Below are 19,020 nucleotides of genomic sequence, written 5' to 3' on the forward strand. Positions count from 1 at the left end.
TTGTAGTCTTATTTCCAGCTTAATGTCTTGCAATGAGTTCTTCTGAAATTCTCTTTTCTTACTACATAAGTTTTTCTAACTTTGCACTTTGAAAATTAATACAAAATGAAATTTGGAGTTGTAGTTTTCCCTGGCTCGAATTGTGATCAGGATGCCATTAATCTTTTTGGGAATGTTTTAGGTCAAAAAGTAGTACCCCTTTGGCATAAAGATCATGATTTACAAGGTTGCGATTTTATCGTTTTACCAGGTGGCTTTTCTTATGGCGATTACTTGCGTTCTGGAGCAATTGCGCGTTTTTCGCCAATTATGAAAGAAGTGATCGAGTTTGCAAATAAAGGAGGATACCTAATGGGTATTTGCAACGGTTTTCAAGTGCTTGGCGAGGCAGGTTTAATTCCGGGAGCCCTTTTACATAATGATAACCGTAAGTTTATTTGTAAAAATGTTTACCTGAAAACACAAACGCAAAATTCATTGATTACGGCACAAGTTGACATGGATAAAGCCTTAAAAATTCCAATTGCTCACGGAGAAGGTAAATATTATGCGAATGCTGATACCTTGAAAATGCTGAATGATAACGATCAGGTATTGTTCCGTTACTGCGATGAAAATGGCAATATTACTGCCGAAGCTAATCCAAATGGTTCATTAGAGAACATTGCAGGTATCTGTAATAAAAACCGTAATGTATTTGGTATGATGCCACATCCAGAACGTGCTGCTGATCCAATTCTTTCGAATCTTGATGGTTTAGCATTATTCGAATCTGTTCTTCAGGCTGTTTTGTAATTGTACTTGTCAAAATATAGTAAAGAGGCAGAATGTAGATTAACTTCGGTTATTTACTTTCTGCTTTTTTCGTTTATAACGGTTTTTTATTCATGGATCTGATAATTGATATTGGAAATTATAAAACCAAAATAGCTGTTTTTAAAGACGACGAATTAGTTGAACTGACTGCTATTGAGGATGCTCCTATTGATCATATTCAGCAATTTATTCTTAAACATAAGCCTGAAAACGCTATCCTTTCATCAGTAGTTGTTGATGATGAAGGAATTGTTCGTTTGTTAAAGCAAAACACCAGGTTTACCTTGTTAAAAGCTGATACTGCGCTTCCTATAAAAAATAATTATAGTACGCCAAGAACTCTTGGTACCGACCGGCTAGCGGCTGTTAATGGTGCTTTTAAGTTGTTCAGAAATCGCAATGTGCTGATTATCAATGGGGGAACTTGTGTGACCTTTGATTTGCTTACAGCAGAGGGTGTTTATTTGGGTGGAGCAATATCCCCTGGACTTACCATGCGTTTTTCGGCGCTCAATACTTTTACGGATAAACTTCCGTTAATTAATTTCGAAAATGATTTCAACCACCTGATTGGAACCTCTACCCGGGAGTCAATACTTTCTGGCGTTCAAAATGGTTTGATTGCAGAGCTTGAAGGCATAATTTCGAGATACGAAAAGCAATTTGAAAATCTGGCCGTTGTGCTTTGTGGAGGCGACTCAAATTTTTTTGACAGTCGTTTGAAAAATAGCATCTTTGCGCCCGTGGTCAATTGGCAACCTAATCTGGTACTAATCGGATTGAATGCCATATTAAAATATCAGTATGCGTAAATTTACAAAGTTACTTACCCTTATTTCACTTACATTCATTAGTTTAAATGCTTTTTCACAGGCAAATACAAGTTCTCCTTATTCGGCTTATGGTGTAGGAGCTTTGGTACCACAAACTTTCGCGCAAGGAAAGGGAATGGGAAATATTGCGGCGGGTTTACGTACACCTGATAATATTAATATTTCCAATCCGGCCTCATATAGCTCCCTTGTAATGACCAATATTGATTTGGGCCTACATGGAGGAGTAGATCAATTAAGGACTTCTGCATTAAAAGAAAATAATTATAATTTCTCTTTAGACCACTTCGCCATTGGTTTTCCAATGTCACGCAAAATGGGTGGTTCATTAGGAATTATTCCTTTCTCAACTTCGGGTTATAATGTAGGAAGAGATACTACATTTAAGAAGGTCGATACTGTTGCAGGCAAGAACTCATTGTTTGGTGAAGGAGGTTACTCGCAGGTTTATTTCGGAACAGCCTACCAGTTAGCAAAAAACTTCTCCGTGGGTGTTAACATTGGCTATTTGTTTGGTAATATTAAACGTACCACATCTACAATCCTCAATGACCCATACAGCTACAACAGCCGTACAACCTTAAGCACAAGTGCAAGTGGTTTTTTGGTGAAATATGGTTTGCAATATTCGATTATTCCAAGTGCTGAAAAACGTTGGACAATTGGTTATTTCGGTTCTGTTAAAACTAAAGTAAATACAAAACAGAGTTATGTTTTCGACAGATATTTGGTGTCAACTTCTACAGGTGATATTACTCCGGTTGATACAATAGCTTATTCGAATGATGTGGAAGGGAATTTCGTATTACCTACTTCTCATACACTTGGTTTTACTTTTAATAAAGCCAATAAGTTAATTGCCGGTTTTGATATTGATTACCAGAAATGGACTCAGTACACTGAAAATGGACAAAGTCGTAACTTTAAAGATATGTATGGTGTTCGTTTGGGTGCACAATATACTCCCGATATTTATTCGGTTTCGAGCTATATGAAGCGCATTGAATATCGTGCAGGGTTTAATTACTATAAATCGTATTTAAATCTTAGAGGGCATGATATTAACGAAATGGATTTAACCTTAGGAGTAGGCTTGCCGATGTCGAGTCAGTTCTTTGGTGGGTTACTTTATACTGGTTCTAAACTTAACTTGGGAGTGCAATTTGGCACTCGTGGAACCACTTCAAATGGCTTGGTAAAGGAGCGATATGCTAATCTTTACCTTGGGTTTACCTTAAACGATCGTTGGTTTATTAAACGTAAATTCGATTAATTCAAATAATCAATAATATTCATTCAAACTCTTGTTCAGTAGGTAATGGACAAGAGTTTGTTTGTTTATATCTTTGTCTGTTTTATTTTCTAGAATATTTCGAGGTGAAAAATCGGATTCAAATCTTAATTATTGGTCTTTTACTAATTGTTACAGCTTGTGAGAATGAACTCGCAAAGGTGGATGCTATTTCGGCTAAAATAGCAGAGAAACAGGTTGAAACAAGCAAAGGGGTTGAAATAATTTATTCAGACTCGGCAAAGGTTAAGGCTCGGATGACCACGCCATTGTTATTGCAATATAAAACGCAACAACCTTATGACGAAATGCCAAAGGGGTTGAAAATTGATTTTTTTGGTCCCAAGGTAAGCAGTATTGAGAGCACTTTAACAGCAAATTATGGTGTCCGTAGACCTAGTGAGCAGAAGATTGAAGTGAGGAACAATGTGGTAGTAGTGAATAAACGTGGCGAAAGATTGGATACAGAACGCTTGGTATGGGATGAATCATCGCGTAAGATATTTTCGGATAAGTTTGTTAAAATTACCACAGTTGATAAAATTATTCAGGGTTACGGTTTAGAAGCCAATGAAGATTTGACTAATTATAAGATCAAACAAATGAGTGGAATCGTGTATTTGGATCAAACAGATTCAATCCGATAGACTGATACTTGCTTTATGATATTAATGCCCGGAAGGGCATTTTTTATTTCCGAATTTATTGAAAATCAGAAGGATTTAACTAATTCAACTAGTTTCAAAAAAAAATCCCCAAAAAAAAAAAATTTGTATCTTGCGCCGCTAAAAAACTAGAGCGTAACTATTAAAGTAAAAGAATTATGTTGATGAATTTCTTACGCGAGCGTGCAGGATTTATTATTATCGGGTTTATTGGACTCGCGATTGTTGCCTTCATTGTGAGTGATATGTTCAAAGCTTCAAGTCCGTTTTTACAGGACAGCAAGAGCAAAGTGGGGGTAATTGCAGGTGAAGACATCTCTTACCAGGATTTTAACGGTAAAGTTGAGCAAAACATGGACGCAATGCGTCAGCAGATGGGTGGAAACGTTCCTCCTCAAATGGCTGGTTATGCTCAGGAACAAGCCTGGAATCAATTGGTTCAGGAAATTGTCTTCAAAAAACAAACAGAAAAAGCCGGAATTGAAGTTGGTGGCGAGGAGTTATTTGACCTTATTCAAGGTAAAAATCCGGATCCACAAATCCGTAAAATTTTTACAAACCCTCAAACTGGAGAGTTTGATTCAAAATCAGTTGTTACTTTTCTTAAAAACATGGAAACTAATGACCCTACCGGAGCTACTAAAAAGCAATGGTTAGAATTTGAAAAGAATCTTGCCAGCAATCGTTCAATTCAAAAATATATCAATATGGTGAGTGGCGCTATGTATGCCACTTCATTAGAGCTTAACCAGCTTAACACTTCAAATACCAAGTTGGCCAATGCGAAAATTGTTATGTTGCCATATTCATCAGTAGCTGATGCAGAAATCAAGGTTGATGAAAGCGATATTGAGAAATATTATAACGATAACAAATACAAATACAAACAAAAACAAGATCAACGTACCATTGAGTATGTAGTAATGGATGTTGTTCCTTCTAAAGAGGATTCAGCAGCTGCTCAAAAAGACATTCAGAAAATTGCTGATGACTTTAAAGCATCTACTCAGGATTCGTTATTCTACATTGCAAATGCCGATACAAAAGCTCCTTTAACTTTTGCTAAAAAGGCACAATTGGATGCTAAGCTTGATACTTCATTATACAATGCTCCGGTAGGAACCGTTTATGGTCCTTACTTTGAGAATGGATCGTATAAAGTAGCTAAATTATTAGGTGTTAAAAATCTTCCTGATTCAGTTAAAGCTCGTCACATTTTGATTGGTGCTCAAAAAGGTGGTTTAACTCCTGCAGGTTTAGCGAAAGCTGATAGCTTGAAAAAGCTGGTGCAATCTGGAAAAGCTACTTTTGCTGATTTAGCAAAAGTAAATTCGGATGATCCGGGGTCAGGCGCTAAAGGAGGCGAATTAGGCTACTTTGGTCGTAACATGATGGTGCCTCAATTCGAGAATGCGGCATTTGGAGGTAAGGCAGGTGATATAGTAGTGGTACAAACTCAATTCGGGACCCACTTAATTGAAGTTCAGGATCAGAAAAATGTTTCAAAAGCTGTAAAAATTGCAGTTGTTGATCGAATTTTCTCTCCTAGTCAAAGCTCACGTCAAACAGCTTTTGCTAAAGCAAATAATTTTGTAGCTGGTATAAAAGACGCTAAAAGCTTTACTGAAGCAGCAGAGAAAGCTAAATTATCAAAACGTATTTCTGACAATTTAAACGCTACAGGTTCAGAAATCCCAGGATTAGAATCATCACGTGAGATAATCCGTTGGGCATTTAATGCAGAGAAAAATGATGTTTCAAGTGTATTTGAAACAGCTGATAAATATGTAGTGGCTCACTTAATTCAGATTCGTGAAAAGGGATATGTTCCTTTAGAGTATGTGAAAGCTGAAATCGAAGTAGCTGTTAAACAAGAGAAAAAAGCTGAAAAATTAGTTGCAAAAGCTAATAGCGCTGCTTCTGGAGCATCCTCAATTGATGCAGTTGCAGGTAAATTGGGCGCCTCTGTTCAGCCATTGCAAGGTATTAGCTTTGGAAATCCAATTATGGATGGTGCTGGCATGGAACCTAAATTATTCGGAACAATCTTCGGTGCTCAAACAGGTAAAATTAGTAAGGCTGTTGCAGGTGAAAAAGGTGTGTACGTATTTGTTGTGGATAATTTTACAGGTCCTTCGCCAATTGCAGATGTGAAATCATTCCGTCGCTCAGTTGAAATGATGCAGAAACAACAGTCTGCAGCCGGAACTTTTGAGGCTTTACAAGACAAAGCTAAAATTGTTGATAACCGCGGAAAATTTTATTAAGATCTGATTAACTCATCAACATATAAAGCGTCTCGATCATCTCGAGACGCTTTTTGTTTTTATTTCTTTTTAGAGATTATGCCAAACAAGATGAAGAGTAATTGGTTATTTTTGTAATTATTTATGTTTTAAGCAATAGTTTTAAGTATTGACAGTATGGAGATTCAGGAGAACATAGTTAATAAAGTTGCAAACAGTGGTCTTATCAGTTTTGATCTAGCCTTGTATTATCATAGCGGAGAACGTATTGTATATGATATAAAGGATAACTTATTCCATGGGTTGATACTTCGTGAAAAGGATTTCAGAGAATTTGTAAAGGAACACGATTGGGCTCAATATCAAGGGAAAAACGTTGCCATTACCTGTTCAGCTGATGCAATTGTTCCAACATGGGCCTATATGCTACTAGCAACAAAGCTTGAACCGTTTGCAAATCGTGTAGTGTTTGGCAACCTTGAAGCCTTGGAAATCGTCTTGTTCAGAGACGCACTTGCTTCCGTTGATCTTGAACAGTTTCGTGATCAGCGATTGGTTGTAAAAGGTTGTGGCGATATTCCGGTTCCAATCTCGGCCTACGTTGAAATAACTTTATTGTTGCGACCAATTGTCAAAAGTATAATGTATGGAGAACCTTGTTCAACTGTACCTCTTTATAAACGAAAGGAATAGATTGCCAGAAGCGCTGTGTGAGTAAATTATTTTCGGCAATTTTGCGAGTATCTACTTAAAGAAGTAACTTGATCGCATCTGCCGGCTAATTCAATAGTATGAAAGCAAAGCATCTGATTATTTTTTTACTTACCCTGTTTGCATCCAGCTTTTCGTTAAAAGCACAGAATGCTAACATTTTAATTGTTCCCCCGTTTCAAATCGGAGAGGAACTGACCTATAGATTTAGATACGGTATTTTCAACTGTGCAGAGGGAACAATGCGTGTTGAAGAATCACCAAAAGAGTTTAATCATATAAAGCCTTACCGTTTAATAGCAAAAGGTGAAACGGTTAGTGCTGTAGCCCTGATTACAAAAGTTAGGAACAGGTATGATTCATATGTCAGCCCTACTACATTAAAACCCTTTTTATTTACTGAAAGTGTGCGTGAGGGTACTTATAAGCGAGATGGTTATGCAAGTTTTGACCATAAGAATAAGGTCGTGAACTCAACAAAGGGATCTTTTCCAATTGGAGATAATACACTTGATGTGCTTTCAGTGTTGTATTATGCACGATCTCTTGACTTTGCAAATATTAAAAAAGGTGGCACCATAAAATTTGACTTTTTTCTTGATGATCACACTTATCCAATAGCTATAACTTATTTGGGAAATGAAACGATTAAAACTCCTTTCGGAAAGATAAGTTGTATGAAGTTCTCTCCAACGGTTGTTGAAGGTCGGGTTTTTCGTAAGAACAGCAAGATGTATTTATGGGTAACTAATGACGCAAATAGGGTTCCTGTTCGTGCAGAAGTTGAAATTTTAATAGGTTCATTAAGACTTGATTTAACAAACTACAAAAATCTTAAGTACCCGGTTGGTTCTAATGTTTCAGATGGGAATCAACGAGCCAGTAATTAGCCGCTGGTTTCTAATCATAAGTCGCGGATTTTTTATGTAATTTTGCGCTTCACTTCACTCAATCAATAGGTGAAGCGTTTTTATTTAATTAAGACTTAGGGAAGATGATTTTAGTTGAAAACTCATTGGTGCATGAAGATTTGGTAAGCGAAGAGTTTGTTTGCAATTTGAACAGATGTAAGGGTGCTTGTTGTGTAATGGGAAACTCTGGAGCGCCTTTGGAAGAGGATGAGTTAAAGATTCTCGAAGAAATCTATCCGAATGTGAAACCTTACTTAACGGAAAAGGGGATTGCCGCTATTGAAAAAGACGGTGTGTATGTAAAGGATTTTGAAGACGATTATACCACCACCTGCGTTGATGGAGATAAAGAATGTGCATACACCATATTCGAAAATGGCATTGCTTTCTGTGGGATTGAAAAAGCGCATAGAGAAGGAGTTATTGACTTCAAAAAACCTATATCTTGTCACCTTTATCCAATTAGAATAACAAAGTATCCTGAATTTGAAGTGTTGAACTATGATCGTTGGCACATCTGCTCTGCTGCTTGTGAACATGGAAAAGCTTTGAAAGTACCGGTTTATCAGTTCTTAAAAGATCCGTTAATTCGCAAATATGGAGAGCAGTGGTTTAAGGAGCTTGAGGAACAGATTTCAGCTATGTAACTGCTTTTTTAATAAATTTTTATAAATTCGCCGCAAAAATTTCTTGTTTGCTAATAAAATTTAAACAAGAAAGAATAACATCAAGAAACTAAGAATACGTGAAAGGAATTATTCTCGCCGGCGGTTCAGGTACACGACTACATCCATTAACATTGGCAATGAGCAAGCAGTTAATGCCTGTTTATGACAAGCCCATGATCTATTATCCTGTCTCTACTCTTATGCTTGCAGGGATTCGTGAGATACTGATTATTTCTACTCCGCATGACCTTCCTAATTTCGAGAAATTACTCGGTACCGGTGAAGAAATTGGGTGTAAGTTTAGTTACAAAGTGCAGGAGCAACCGAATGGTTTAGCCCAGGCATTTGTTTTAGGTGAAGACTTTATTGGTGATGACGATGTGGCATTGATTCTGGGAGATAATATATTCTTTGCGAATGGACTTGCTGAATTGTTGCAGAGTTGTATTAAACCAGAAGGTGGAATTGTATTCGCTTATCATGTTTCAGATCCTGAACGCTATGGAGTTGTAGAATTTGATAAGAATAATAATGTTATTTCGATAGAGGAAAAACCTTTACAACCTAAATCTCATTATGCAGTACCTGGCTTATATTTTTACGATAATAATGTCGTTAAAATATCCAAGGAGATCAACCCTTCGGCTCGAGGGGAATATGAAATAACAGATGTGAATAACGTTTATCTGCAACAAGGGAAACTGAAAGTTCGTACCCTTAATCGTGGAACGGCATGGTTAGACACAGGAACATTCGCTTCATTAATGCAGGCAGGGCAATTTGTTCAGGTAATTGAAGAACGACAAGGATTAAAAGTAGGATGCATTGAAGAGGTAGCATTCCGTATGGGTTATATTGATAAAGATCAATTACGTAAAATAGCCCAGCCATTAAAAAAGAGCGGATACGGTAATTATCTTTTAAGTATGCTGAATTTGCAAGAAGTCGGCTTATAGATCGGAACAAGTAGGTTTTGCTTTAAATTACAGGCAAGTGCTTTAAATAATAAAATATACACTCATGAAATATATTAGTCAGCAATTAAAACAGTTTTCTAAGCAGATAAAATTTGCAGTTGATAGCTACAAACCTCATGGAATAGATAAAAACAAGTTATCGAATATAGTGATCTGCGGAATGGGCGGTTCTGGTATTGCCGGGCGTATTGTTAAAGGATATTTTAACGATAAGCTGGATTTACCAGTAGAGGTGGTTAATGATTATGTTTTGCCGCGCTATACTGGCGCTAAAACCTTAGCTGTTTTTTGTTCATATTCAGGAAACACTGAAGAAACCATTGCGGCTTATAAAATAGCTCATGAGAAGGGCTGTCAGATTGTGGTTATTTCATGTGGTGGCGAACTTGAGAAGTTAGCAAAACAAAATGGAAATGTAATTTATAAAGTTGAAGGTGGTTTGCAACCTCGTATGGCATTAGGTTCTCCTTTAACCTATTTGTTTTTGATCTTCTTTGATCTTTTGGGTCAATATAAAAATGCCGACATTTTAAAGATTGCTGATTTCGTTGTTAATAGTGATGATTATGTTATTCAAACAAGTGAATTAGTTGGCCGCTTTAATGGTACAGTTAAAAACAAATACGTAGTGGTTACTGATGCCTTCTTTGAAGGTGTTGCAACTCGTTTTGCTCAACAAATTCAGGAGAATGCTAAGCTTGAAGCATTTGTACATGTTCTACCTGAAGCTAATCACAATGTCATCGAGAGTTATTATAATAGACTTGATACAAATTTCATTTTCTTAAATAGCCGTAATAACCATAGGACGAACCTTCGTTTCGCATTTGTAAAAGAGTTATTGGCTAAGTATGATGTGCCAATGGTGGAGTTATTGGTAAAGGATAATTCATTAAACACACTTTTCCATATCATTTATCAGCTAGATTGGCTTTCATTGCAAGTAGCAGATAAGAATAGTGCCGTATCTGATCAAATTCCTAATATTAACGCGCTTAAAGATTTTTTAAGTAAGCAATAGATATTCTTTGAGGAATAAATAGATCTATTTATTCCTCTTTTTATTACAACCAAAATTTATTTGAATTGAAAACAGCCTTAATCACAGGTGTAACTGGTCAGGACGGAGCATATCTAGCTGAATTTTTATTAAAAAAGGGCTACTTTGTTCATGGACTAAAACGAAGAAGCTCATTGTTCAACACCGATCGAATAGATCATTTATATCAAGATCCGCACGAAGAGAACCTTAATTTTAAATTGCACTATAGCGATTTAACGGATTCTACCAATCTCATTCGTATTATTCAGGAAACTCAACCAGATGAAATTTATAATCTTGCTGCAATGAGTCATGTAAAGGTTAGCTTTGATACTCCTGAATATACCGCTAATGCTGATGGTATAGGAACTTTAAGGATTCTGGAGGCTGTTCGATTATTAGGGTTAACTAACAAGACAAAAGTTTATCAAGCGTCTACTTCAGAGCTTTATGGTCTGGTTCAAGCAGTTCCACAAAGTGAGACCACTCCGTTTTATCCAAGATCTCCATATGCCGTTGCTAAGCTTTACGGCTATTGGATTACAGTAAACTATAGAGAAGCATATGGAATGTATGCTTGTAATGGGATTTTATTTAATCATGAAAGTCCGATACGAGGCGAGACTTTTGTTACCCGAAAAATAACTCGTGCTGCGGCAAAAATTGCCATGGGATTACAGGATAAATTATATCTTGGAAATTTGGATGCCCAGCGTGATTGGGGCCACGCCAAAGATTATATAGAAGCGATGTGGCTAATCCTTCAGCAAGAAAAGCCTGAAGACTATGTAATTGCAACTGGTGTTACCACTCCTGTTCGAGAATTTGTGCGTATGGCTTTTGCTGAATTAGGCATTGAACTTGAGTTTAGCGGTAAAGAAGAGAATGAAAAAGGTGTGATAATTGATCTTAACCTGGAACGATTAAAAGAGTTGGGCATCAATAGTGACAACTTGCATTTAGGAACTACCGTAGTAAAGGTTGATCCTAAGTACTATCGTCCTACAGAAGTTGATTTACTGTTAGGAGATCCAACTAAGGCTCAAGAGAAATTAGGATGGAAACCTAAATATGATTTACAAGGTTTGGTTACTGACATGGTACTGTCAGATCTGCACTTGATGAAAAAAGACAAGTACCTAGCCGATGGTGGCTTCAAAACCCTTAACTACTTTGAATAGAGAATTTTTTAAAGCCAGCATGAAACTTCACCAGATATTAAAAACACTTTCATTTCTTCTCGTTTTTTCAATTTCATTTAATGTTGCAACCTTTGCTCAAGTTCCAGATTTGAGTGATCTTTCTTCTGTGAAAGTTGATAATTTAAGTGATGATCAAATTCGTCAGTTTATCGTTCAAGCTAAGAAAAGTGGGTATTCTGACACTCAATTGGAGCAATTGGCTTTGCAGAAGGGAATGCCATCTTCTGAAATTGCTAAACTTCGTAAACGAATAGATAAATTAGGTGGATTTGAAGAAGTTCAAAATGGAGCGGCTGGTACTTCTAAAGTTTCTGATGGTCAATCCCGTGAGTTTGATAAAGATGAATTGGTAGAAAATCCGGGCGATGGTACACCGTCAGGTAGCAAAATTTTTGGAGCGGAGATTTTTAACAATAAGCGCTTAAGTTTTGAGCCGAATCTTAAGATGGCTACTCCGCAAAATTATCAATTGGGCCCAGGTGATCAGCTTATACTAGATATTTATGGGGTTTCAGAAGCTAACTATCAGTTAACTGTTAGCCCGGAAGGGTCGATAAGAATTCCATATATAGGTCCGGTAACAGTAAGTGGTTTAACCATAGAGCAAGCGAGAAAGAAAATTTCAAATCAATTGGCCTCCGTTTATCAAGGTATGAAATCAGGCCAAACCTCGGTTAATATTACTTTGGGGAATATTCGTTCAATAAAGGTTGTGATCTTAGGGGAGGTTAAACTTCCGGGTACATTTACCTTACCTTCATTGGCTACAGCATTTAATGCATTATATTCTTCAGGCGGACCTTCTGCAAATGGTTCTTTTCGAAATATTAAAATTATCAGAAATAACAAGGTGGTTTCTGTTATTGATGTGTATGATTTTTTGATTAATGGGGACCAAAGTAAAAATATCAGACTCCAAGATCAGGATGTCATCAAAGTAAGTCCTTATGACACCAGAGTGGAGATTGCAGGTGAAGTTAAGCGTCCAGGTTTGTTTGAAGTAAAGGCAAACGAATCTTTAGCTGATGTTCTTAAGTTTACCGGAGGATTTACAGATGATGCTTATCGCCAGGTAATAAAAGTTGTTCGAAATACTGCAAAGGAAAAAAGCGTAGCTGATGTTTCATCAGAACTATTCGAAATGTTTACTCCCAAAACAGGTGATGTTTATACCATTGAAAAAATTCTCGATAGATTCGAGAATAGAGTACAAATTAATGGTGCTGTTTTTCGTCCTGGGAAATACGCTCTTGAAACGGGAATGACCTTAAGTCAGCTTTTAATTAAAGCAGAGGGAGTAAGGGAAGATGCTTTTATGAACAGAGGAATCGTTTATCGTCTTAAGAATGATCTTACACCTGAAATCGTCTCTTTTAATGTTACAGACATTATTTCAGGAAAGGCAAGTGATCTTGCATTAAAGAGAGAAGATATTGTTACAATATCTTCTAAGTTTGATCTAAAAGAGAACTATACTTTTTCAATACAAGGTGAAGTAATGAACCCTGGTGTATTTCCTTATGCTGAAAATACTCGCCTAGCTGATCTGATTTTATTGGCGGGTGGATTAAGAGACAAAGCGTCATTAAGCAGGATTGAGGTTTCACGAAGACTTAAATCAGTAGATTCATTGTCTAAAGAGGCTACTACAGCCCAGTTGTTTCAGTTTTCTTTAAACAAAGATTTGACAGATCTGGGTGGAGCCGGTAACTTCATATTGGAGCCTTTCGATGAGATTAGTATTCGTCCGGCACCTGGTTATCAGGAGCAGAAAAATGTCAAATTGGAGGGAGAGATCCTTTATCCTGGACTTTATGCTCTTGTGACTAAAAATGAACGTATTTCAGATGTTATTAAACGTTCTGGAGGGCTTTCACCACTGGCTTACTCTGAAGGAGCTGTATTAATTAGACGCAAAAAACTAACAGGAACAGACAGACTACTTCAAGAGCAAAAATTAGAGGCTTTGGAGAAACAGAGCCGTGACTCTGTGAAATCTAGTAAGGTTATTAGAGAAGAGTTACATGATCAGACAACATTGCTCGGTATTAATCTTCCTAAAATTTTAGGAAATCCTGGTTCAAAATATGACTTGCTGTTGGAAGATGGTGACGTAATCAAAATTCCAACTCACCTGCAAACTGTCGATGTAAAGGGAGAAGTATTGTTTCCAGTGTTAATAAGATATGATAAAGGAAGAGGATTTAAGGATTATATTCTTGGTGCAGGTGGGTTTTCTGCTAAAGCTCTTAAGAATAAATCGTATGTAGTGTACGCCAATGGTTCAGTATCTAGTACACGTAATTTTTTATTTTTCCGAAGTTATCCTTCAATAAAACCAGGAGCAGAGATTTACGTTCCCGTACGTGAAGATAAAGAAAGATTAAGTACAGCAGGAATAATAGGGCTAACAACTAGTATTGTATCTATGGCTGCACTTATAATTTCGGTGTTGCAATAAAAGACTGTGATTCTAGTGGTCATTTTGGGAATGGGGTTTTAACTAAAATCAGAAAAAATTGATGCCAGATTAAAACATGGTAATTAATAAGTATAGGTTAAAATCCGGAGACGTTATTTATAAGGAAATATGTACATGTAAATAATTCTTCCTTTTAGTTCAATAAGTTGATAAATCTTTCGAATTTAGCATTCTCTAAAGCTCAGCTTGACTGAAGATTAAATCAGTTTAGCTCAATTCAGAATAAAATGATTTTAAAAGATAAGAAAGTTTTAATAACCGGAGCAGACGGCTTTATTGGGAGCCACCTCGTGGAACAGATGATTCAGGAAGGTGCCAGAGTAAAGGCATTTACCTATTATAATTCATTTAATAGCTGGGGATGGTTAGATTCATTTCCCAAAGAGTTATTAAGTCAAATTGAAGTTTTTTCAGGAGATATTCGTGATCCTTATGGTGTTCGGACGGCAGTAAAAGGTTGTGATGTGGTGTTCCACCTAGCAGCATTAATTGCGATCCCGTATAGCTATCATTCTCCTGATAGTTATGTTGATACTAATATTAAGGGCACATTGAATATATTGAATGCCGCCCGTGATTTCGATGTTGAAAAAACCTTGGTTACCTCCACTTCGGAAGTTTATGGTACGGCACTGCATGTTCCTATAGATGAAAGTCATCCACGTCAGGGGCAATCGCCGTATTCGGCTACAAAAATTGGTGCTGACCATATTGCTGAATCTTATTATCGCAGTTTCAATTTGCCAGTAACTATAGTTCGTCCGTTTAACACTTTCGGCCCCCGTCAATCGGCCCGAGCTGTAATTCCAACTATTATTACACAGTTGTTGTCAGGTAAGGAGGAAATTAAACTAGGTGCATTGCATCCAACACGTGATTTACTTTTTGTTAAGGATACTGCAAACGGATTTGTGGAGATTGCGAAAAGTAATTCTTTATTAGGCGAAGAAGTTAATATTGCCACTCACTCTGAAATAACCATAGGAGATCTGGCACAAAAACTTATTGATCTTATTAATCCAAATGCAAGAATTATTTCTGATGATATTAGGTTAAGACCTGAGAAAAGCGAAGTGGAAAGACTTTTTGGGTCCAACCAAAAAATACTGCAGCATACAAACTGGGAACAACAATATTCATTAGATGAAGGCTTGAAGTTATCTATAGAATGGTTTAGTAAGCCGGAAAATCTTAAACAGTATAAAACTGATATTTACAATGTATAAGAAAGTAGTAGAATTTATTCGTGAACAGTTTAAAACAGACGAATTTATTCCTCTGCATGCTCCGGTTTTCACTGGGAATGAGAAAGAATATTTGCTTGAAACTATTGATTCTACATTTGTTTCTTCAGTAGGTAAGTACGTAGATAAGTTTGAAGAGCTTATTCGAGATTATACCGGCGCTAAATATGCAATCGCTACAACAAATGGGACTAGTGCATTACATATGGCTCTTATGTTAGCTGGCGTAAAACAAGGTGATTTGGTTTTAACTCAGCCCCTATCGTTCATTGCTACATGTAATGCTATAAGTTATATTGGGGCAGAGCCATTGTTTATTGATGTTGATAAGGAAACACTGAGCCTATCAGCAGATGCACTAAATGAATTTCTAAAAGAAGCGGTTGAAGTTAAAGATGGCCAGGCTATTCATAAGAATACAGGGCGAAGAATAGCAGCTTGTATTCCAATGCATACATTTGGTCATCCTGCTAGAATTGATGAATTGGTTGATCTTTGTCAGCAGTATAATATTAACCTTATTGAGGATGCCGCTGAATCATTGGGTACAACATATAAGAACCAGCAAACAGGAACATTTGGTTTGTTAGGGACATATAGTTTTAATGGGAATAAAACCATAACCTGCGGTGGTGGAGGGATGATAGTTACCAATGATGAGCATTTAGGTAAACTAGCAAAACATTTGACTACTCAGGCCAAAGTGCCACATAGATGGGATTTTGTTCACGATCATATAGGCTATAATTATCGTCTTCCTAATTTAAACGCAGCATTGGCTTGTGCTCAAATTGAACAATTAGATGCTTTTATTGCTAATAAAAGAGAGTTAGCAGAGAACTATCACAATTTCTTTGCAAAACAGGATATTCAATTTGTATCAGAACCAAACGATTCGAAATCAAATTATTGGTTAAATGCTATTTTATTAAAAAATAGGGAAGAAAGAGATGAATTTCTTACTTATTCTAATGAGAATGGAGTGATGACAAGGCCTGTTTGGGAATTGATGAATAGACTGCCGATGTTTACTAAAGCTATTACAACTGATATCAGTAATGCAGAATGGATAGCTGATAGATTAGTTAATATTCCAAGTAGTGTGCGCGTTAAATAAACCATATGAAAGAATCCGTTTCCGACGTAATACTGGTGGGCTATTCAGGTCATGCTTATGTGGTTGCTGATATTTTGATTCAAAATGGGGTTAAAATCAAAGGATATTTAGACAAAGCAAAGAAGGATATCAATCCGTTTAAACTTGAATATCTAGGAGTTGATGATACTTGGATGGACGATTTTGCACCATGCGGATTTATTGTAGCAATAGGCGATAATAATATTCGAGGAAAAATTTACGATTCTTTTAAGAAGAAATTAATACAGTTAATAAATGTCATTCATTCTTCATCCGTTATTTCTAATACAGTGATAATAGGAAGTGGCTTGATGATCATGCCAAATGTAGTTGTTAACTCATTTGCGCGAATAGGAGATGGTGTTATTCTTAATTCTAATTGCACCGTTGAACACGAATGTTTAATAGGTAATTATGTTCATATTGCACCAGGAGCTGTTTTGGCTGGTAATGTAACAGTTGGAGATTATACATTTATTGGTGCAGGAGCCGTTGTAAAACAAGGGGTAAGGATTGGTAAAAACGTTGTCATAGGAGCCGGTTGTGTTGTGTTGAATGATGTTGAAGATAATCAGGTTGTAATCGGAAATCCAGGCAGACTCATGAAGTAATAATTAATTATGAGCATTAGTAAAACAAAAAACAAGGTCTTAATTATTGCAGAGGCTGGAGTTAACCATAATGGAGATATTAACTTAGCCAAAAAGTTAATTGATGTTGCTTCTGATGCGGGAGTTGATTACGTCAAGTTTCAGACATTTAAAGCTGAAAAGCTGGTAAGCAAATCGGCGAAGAAGGCTGAGTACCAGGAGAGAAATATAGGTGACGGGGATGATTCTCAATTCAATATGCTGAAAAGTCTGGAGTTGGATGAAGCGACACATCATGAATTGATAGATTACTGCAATCAAAAAGGTATTCGCTTCCTATCCACTGCATTTGATTTGGAAAGCGTTGATTTGCTAAACAAATTGGGCATCGATTTATATAAAGTGCCTTCCGGGGAAATTACCAATTACCCTTATCTGAAAAAGATTGGATCTATGGGTAATCCGGTGATCGTTTCAACCGGTATGGCTGATATGAAGGAAATCGCTGACGCGTTGAATGCACTAAAAGAAGCCGGAACATCTCAGGAACAGATCACTGTTTTGCATTGCAATACCGAATATCCGACTCCTATGCCAGACGTAAACCTGCTGGCAATGAAAAGTATTCAACAGGAGTTTGGGATAAAAGTTGGTTATTCAGATCATACCCTTGGCATTGAAGTGCCAATTGCAGCGGTGGCTTTAGGAGCTATTTGTATTGAAAAACACTTTACCCTCGATCGGAATATGGAGGGCCCTGATCATAAAGCCTCATTGGAGCCTAACGAGCTAAAGTCAATGGTTACGGCAATCAGAAATATTGAAGCCGCATTAGGAAATGGAGTTAAGCATGCTTCAGTTTCTGAGATGAAAAATAAAGATGTTGCCAGGAAAAGTATTCATTTAGCCAAGGATTTATCTATAGGACATATTTTGGCTGAGGTCGACCTAATTATGAAGCGTCCTGGAAATGGAATTAGTCCAATGGAATTACCCAATATCATAGGTCTTAAGATAAAGAGAAATTTGGAAGAAGATTCCATGTTAAATTGGGAAGATTTAGAAAAATAATAGATCATAGAAAATTGAGCAAGGAGCATCAATATCGAATAGCCGTACTGACAAGCTCACGTGCAGATTACGGAATCTATCTTCCATTGTTACGCAAATTGGCGCAAGACAATAGTTTTGAGTTGCGAATTATTGCATTTGGAACGCACCTTAGTCGTTTCCACGGATATACAGTTGATCAGATTGTAAAAGATGGATATAAAATTGACCATCAAGTGGAAACCGTTCTGGCTTCAGATTCCGAACAAGCAATTGCAGATTCAATGGCATTAACAATGCAAAAATTTTCAGCAATATGGAGTTATGAGAAAAGTAATTATGATCTGGTCTTTTGCTTAGGTGATCGTTACGAAATGTTTGCTGCTGTTGCTGCTGCTGTTCCGTTTAATATAAAATTTGCTCATATCCATGGGGGAGAAACAACTTTAGGAGCAATAGACAATAAATTTCGGCACTGTTTGAGCTTATTTGCTGATTACCATTTTACAGCTACAAAGGATTATTCTGAGAAAGTTTCAAGCATAATAGGTTCAAATAATAATGTATATAATGTTGGAGCACTTAGTTTAGAAAATATTAATGATATAGATATTTACTCAAAAGAGGCTTTTCAGAGTGTTTTCGGAATTGACATAAATAAAGGGAGTGTCTTGGTCACTTTTCATCCAGAAACTGTTTCAGTTGAAAAGAATAAGGAATATGTAAGGGAATTGATTGCTGCACTTGATGAACTAGACGATCAGATTATTATCACGATGCCTAATACCGATACCATGGGTAATATAATGCGTAAGGAGTATGAACATTTTATTGCTTCAAAGCCTAACGTGATTGGTATTGAAAACTTTGGAACGAAAGGATATTTCAGTTGCATGAAGTATGTAAAATATTTAGTTGGTAATTCTTCGAGTGGAATTATCGAAGCTGCTTCCTTTAATAAATACGTGATAAATATTGGTGATCGTCAAAAAGGGAGAACCACATCTCAGAATATTATCCAAGTTGATCCGATTAAATCCCAAATCCTTGAAGGGTGCACATTAGCAAATACGCGTGGTGATTATGCGGGCCAAAATGTGTATTTCTCAGAAAATCCTTCAAAAAAAATAATTAACGTTTTAAAAAAAATATGA

Annotated in this window: 17 protein-coding genes; all 17 read left to right on the forward strand. The window is 36.7% G+C overall.

Annotation, left to right across the window (positions count from 1 at the left end; all coding sequences use genetic code 11):
- Positions 1-105: 105 nt before the first annotated feature.
- The 17 genes from purQ to neuC all read left to right on the forward strand — a co-directional run bounded on the left by purQ (position 106) and on the right by neuC (position 19,020).
- Positions 106-795, forward strand: coding sequence for a phosphoribosylformylglycinamidine synthase I (purQ, locus tag NF867_RS09485; protein ID WP_252587591.1), 690 nt, complete (start codon positions 106-108; stop codon positions 793-795).
- A gap of 92 nt (positions 796-887) precedes the next feature.
- The gene (locus tag NF867_RS09490; RefSeq protein ID WP_252587592.1) at positions 888-1,628 is read left to right on the forward strand and encodes a type III pantothenate kinase; all 741 of its coding nucleotides are present in this window, start codon (positions 888-890) and stop codon (positions 1,626-1,628) included.
- Positions 1,621-2,922: a BamG family beta-barrel-assembly machinery protein gene (bamG, locus tag NF867_RS09495; protein WP_252587593.1), complete on the forward strand. Its 1,302-nt coding sequence runs from the start codon at positions 1,621-1,623 to the stop codon at positions 2,920-2,922. Before NF867_RS09490 ends, bamG begins: the two co-directional genes overlap by 8 nt.
- Before the next feature lie 104 nt (positions 2,923-3,026).
- A complete protein-coding gene (gene lptC / locus NF867_RS09500) occupies positions 3,027-3,587 on the forward strand; it encodes an LPS export ABC transporter periplasmic protein LptC (protein ID WP_252587595.1) in 561 nt (186 codons plus the stop codon).
- Positions 3,588-3,769: 182 nt separating this feature from the next.
- Complete coding sequence (locus NF867_RS09505; protein ID WP_252587596.1) at positions 3,770-5,872, forward strand: peptidylprolyl isomerase; 2,103 nt, start codon at positions 3,770-3,772, stop codon at positions 5,870-5,872.
- A 156-nt stretch (positions 5,873-6,028) separates the two neighbouring features.
- A complete protein-coding gene (locus tag NF867_RS09510; RefSeq protein WP_252587598.1) occupies positions 6,029-6,544 on the forward strand; it encodes a DUF2480 family protein in 516 nt (171 codons plus the stop codon).
- A gap of 98 nt (positions 6,545-6,642) precedes the next feature.
- The gene (locus tag NF867_RS09515) at positions 6,643-7,452 is read left to right on the forward strand and encodes a DUF3108 domain-containing protein (RefSeq protein WP_252587599.1); all 810 of its coding nucleotides are present in this window, start codon (positions 6,643-6,645) and stop codon (positions 7,450-7,452) included.
- Positions 7,453-7,556: 104 nt separating this feature from the next.
- On the forward strand, positions 7,557-8,120 hold the full coding sequence (locus NF867_RS09520) for a DUF3109 family protein (protein WP_252587601.1): 564 nt from the start codon (positions 7,557-7,559) through the stop codon (positions 8,118-8,120).
- A 98-nt stretch (positions 8,121-8,218) separates the two neighbouring features.
- The gene (rfbA, locus tag NF867_RS09525; protein ID WP_252587602.1) at positions 8,219-9,097 is read left to right on the forward strand and encodes a glucose-1-phosphate thymidylyltransferase RfbA; all 879 of its coding nucleotides are present in this window, start codon (positions 8,219-8,221) and stop codon (positions 9,095-9,097) included.
- Between the two features lie 64 nt (positions 9,098-9,161).
- The gene (locus NF867_RS09530) at positions 9,162-10,139 is read left to right on the forward strand and encodes an SIS domain-containing protein (RefSeq protein WP_252587603.1); all 978 of its coding nucleotides are present in this window, start codon (positions 9,162-9,164) and stop codon (positions 10,137-10,139) included.
- A 65-nt stretch (positions 10,140-10,204) separates the two neighbouring features.
- Positions 10,205-11,341 (forward strand): GDP-mannose 4,6-dehydratase, encoded by a 1,137-nt coding sequence (gmd, locus tag NF867_RS09535; protein WP_252587605.1) that lies wholly within the window; start codon positions 10,205-10,207, stop codon positions 11,339-11,341.
- A gap of 19 nt (positions 11,342-11,360) precedes the next feature.
- Entirely contained in the window at positions 11,361-13,823 is a 2,463-nt protein-coding gene (locus NF867_RS09540) for an SLBB domain-containing protein (protein WP_417765070.1), read from the forward strand.
- A 248-nt stretch (positions 13,824-14,071) separates the two neighbouring features.
- On the forward strand, positions 14,072-15,070 hold the full coding sequence (locus NF867_RS09545) for an NAD-dependent 4,6-dehydratase LegB (protein ID WP_252587608.1): 999 nt from the start codon (positions 14,072-14,074) through the stop codon (positions 15,068-15,070).
- The gene (locus NF867_RS09550) at positions 15,063-16,205 is read left to right on the forward strand and encodes a LegC family aminotransferase (protein ID WP_252587610.1); all 1,143 of its coding nucleotides are present in this window, start codon (positions 15,063-15,065) and stop codon (positions 16,203-16,205) included. Before NF867_RS09545 ends, NF867_RS09550 begins: the two co-directional genes overlap by 8 nt.
- A gap of 5 nt (positions 16,206-16,210) precedes the next feature.
- Entirely contained in the window at positions 16,211-16,837 is a 627-nt protein-coding gene (locus NF867_RS09555; RefSeq protein WP_252587611.1) for an acetyltransferase, read from the forward strand.
- Positions 16,838-16,846: 9 nt separating this feature from the next.
- Complete coding sequence (neuB, locus tag NF867_RS09560) at positions 16,847-17,887, forward strand: N-acetylneuraminate synthase (protein ID WP_252587612.1); 1,041 nt, start codon at positions 16,847-16,849, stop codon at positions 17,885-17,887.
- The gene (neuC, locus tag NF867_RS09565) at positions 17,866-19,020 is read left to right on the forward strand and encodes a UDP-N-acetylglucosamine 2-epimerase (protein ID WP_252587613.1); all 1,155 of its coding nucleotides are present in this window, start codon (positions 17,866-17,868) and stop codon (positions 19,018-19,020) included. The genes neuB and neuC overlap by 22 nt, the downstream gene beginning before the upstream one ends.

Source organism: Solitalea agri, assembly GCF_023914155.1.
In the GTDB taxonomy this organism is placed as follows: domain Bacteria; phylum Bacteroidota; class Bacteroidia; order Sphingobacteriales; family Sphingobacteriaceae; genus Solitalea; species Solitalea agri.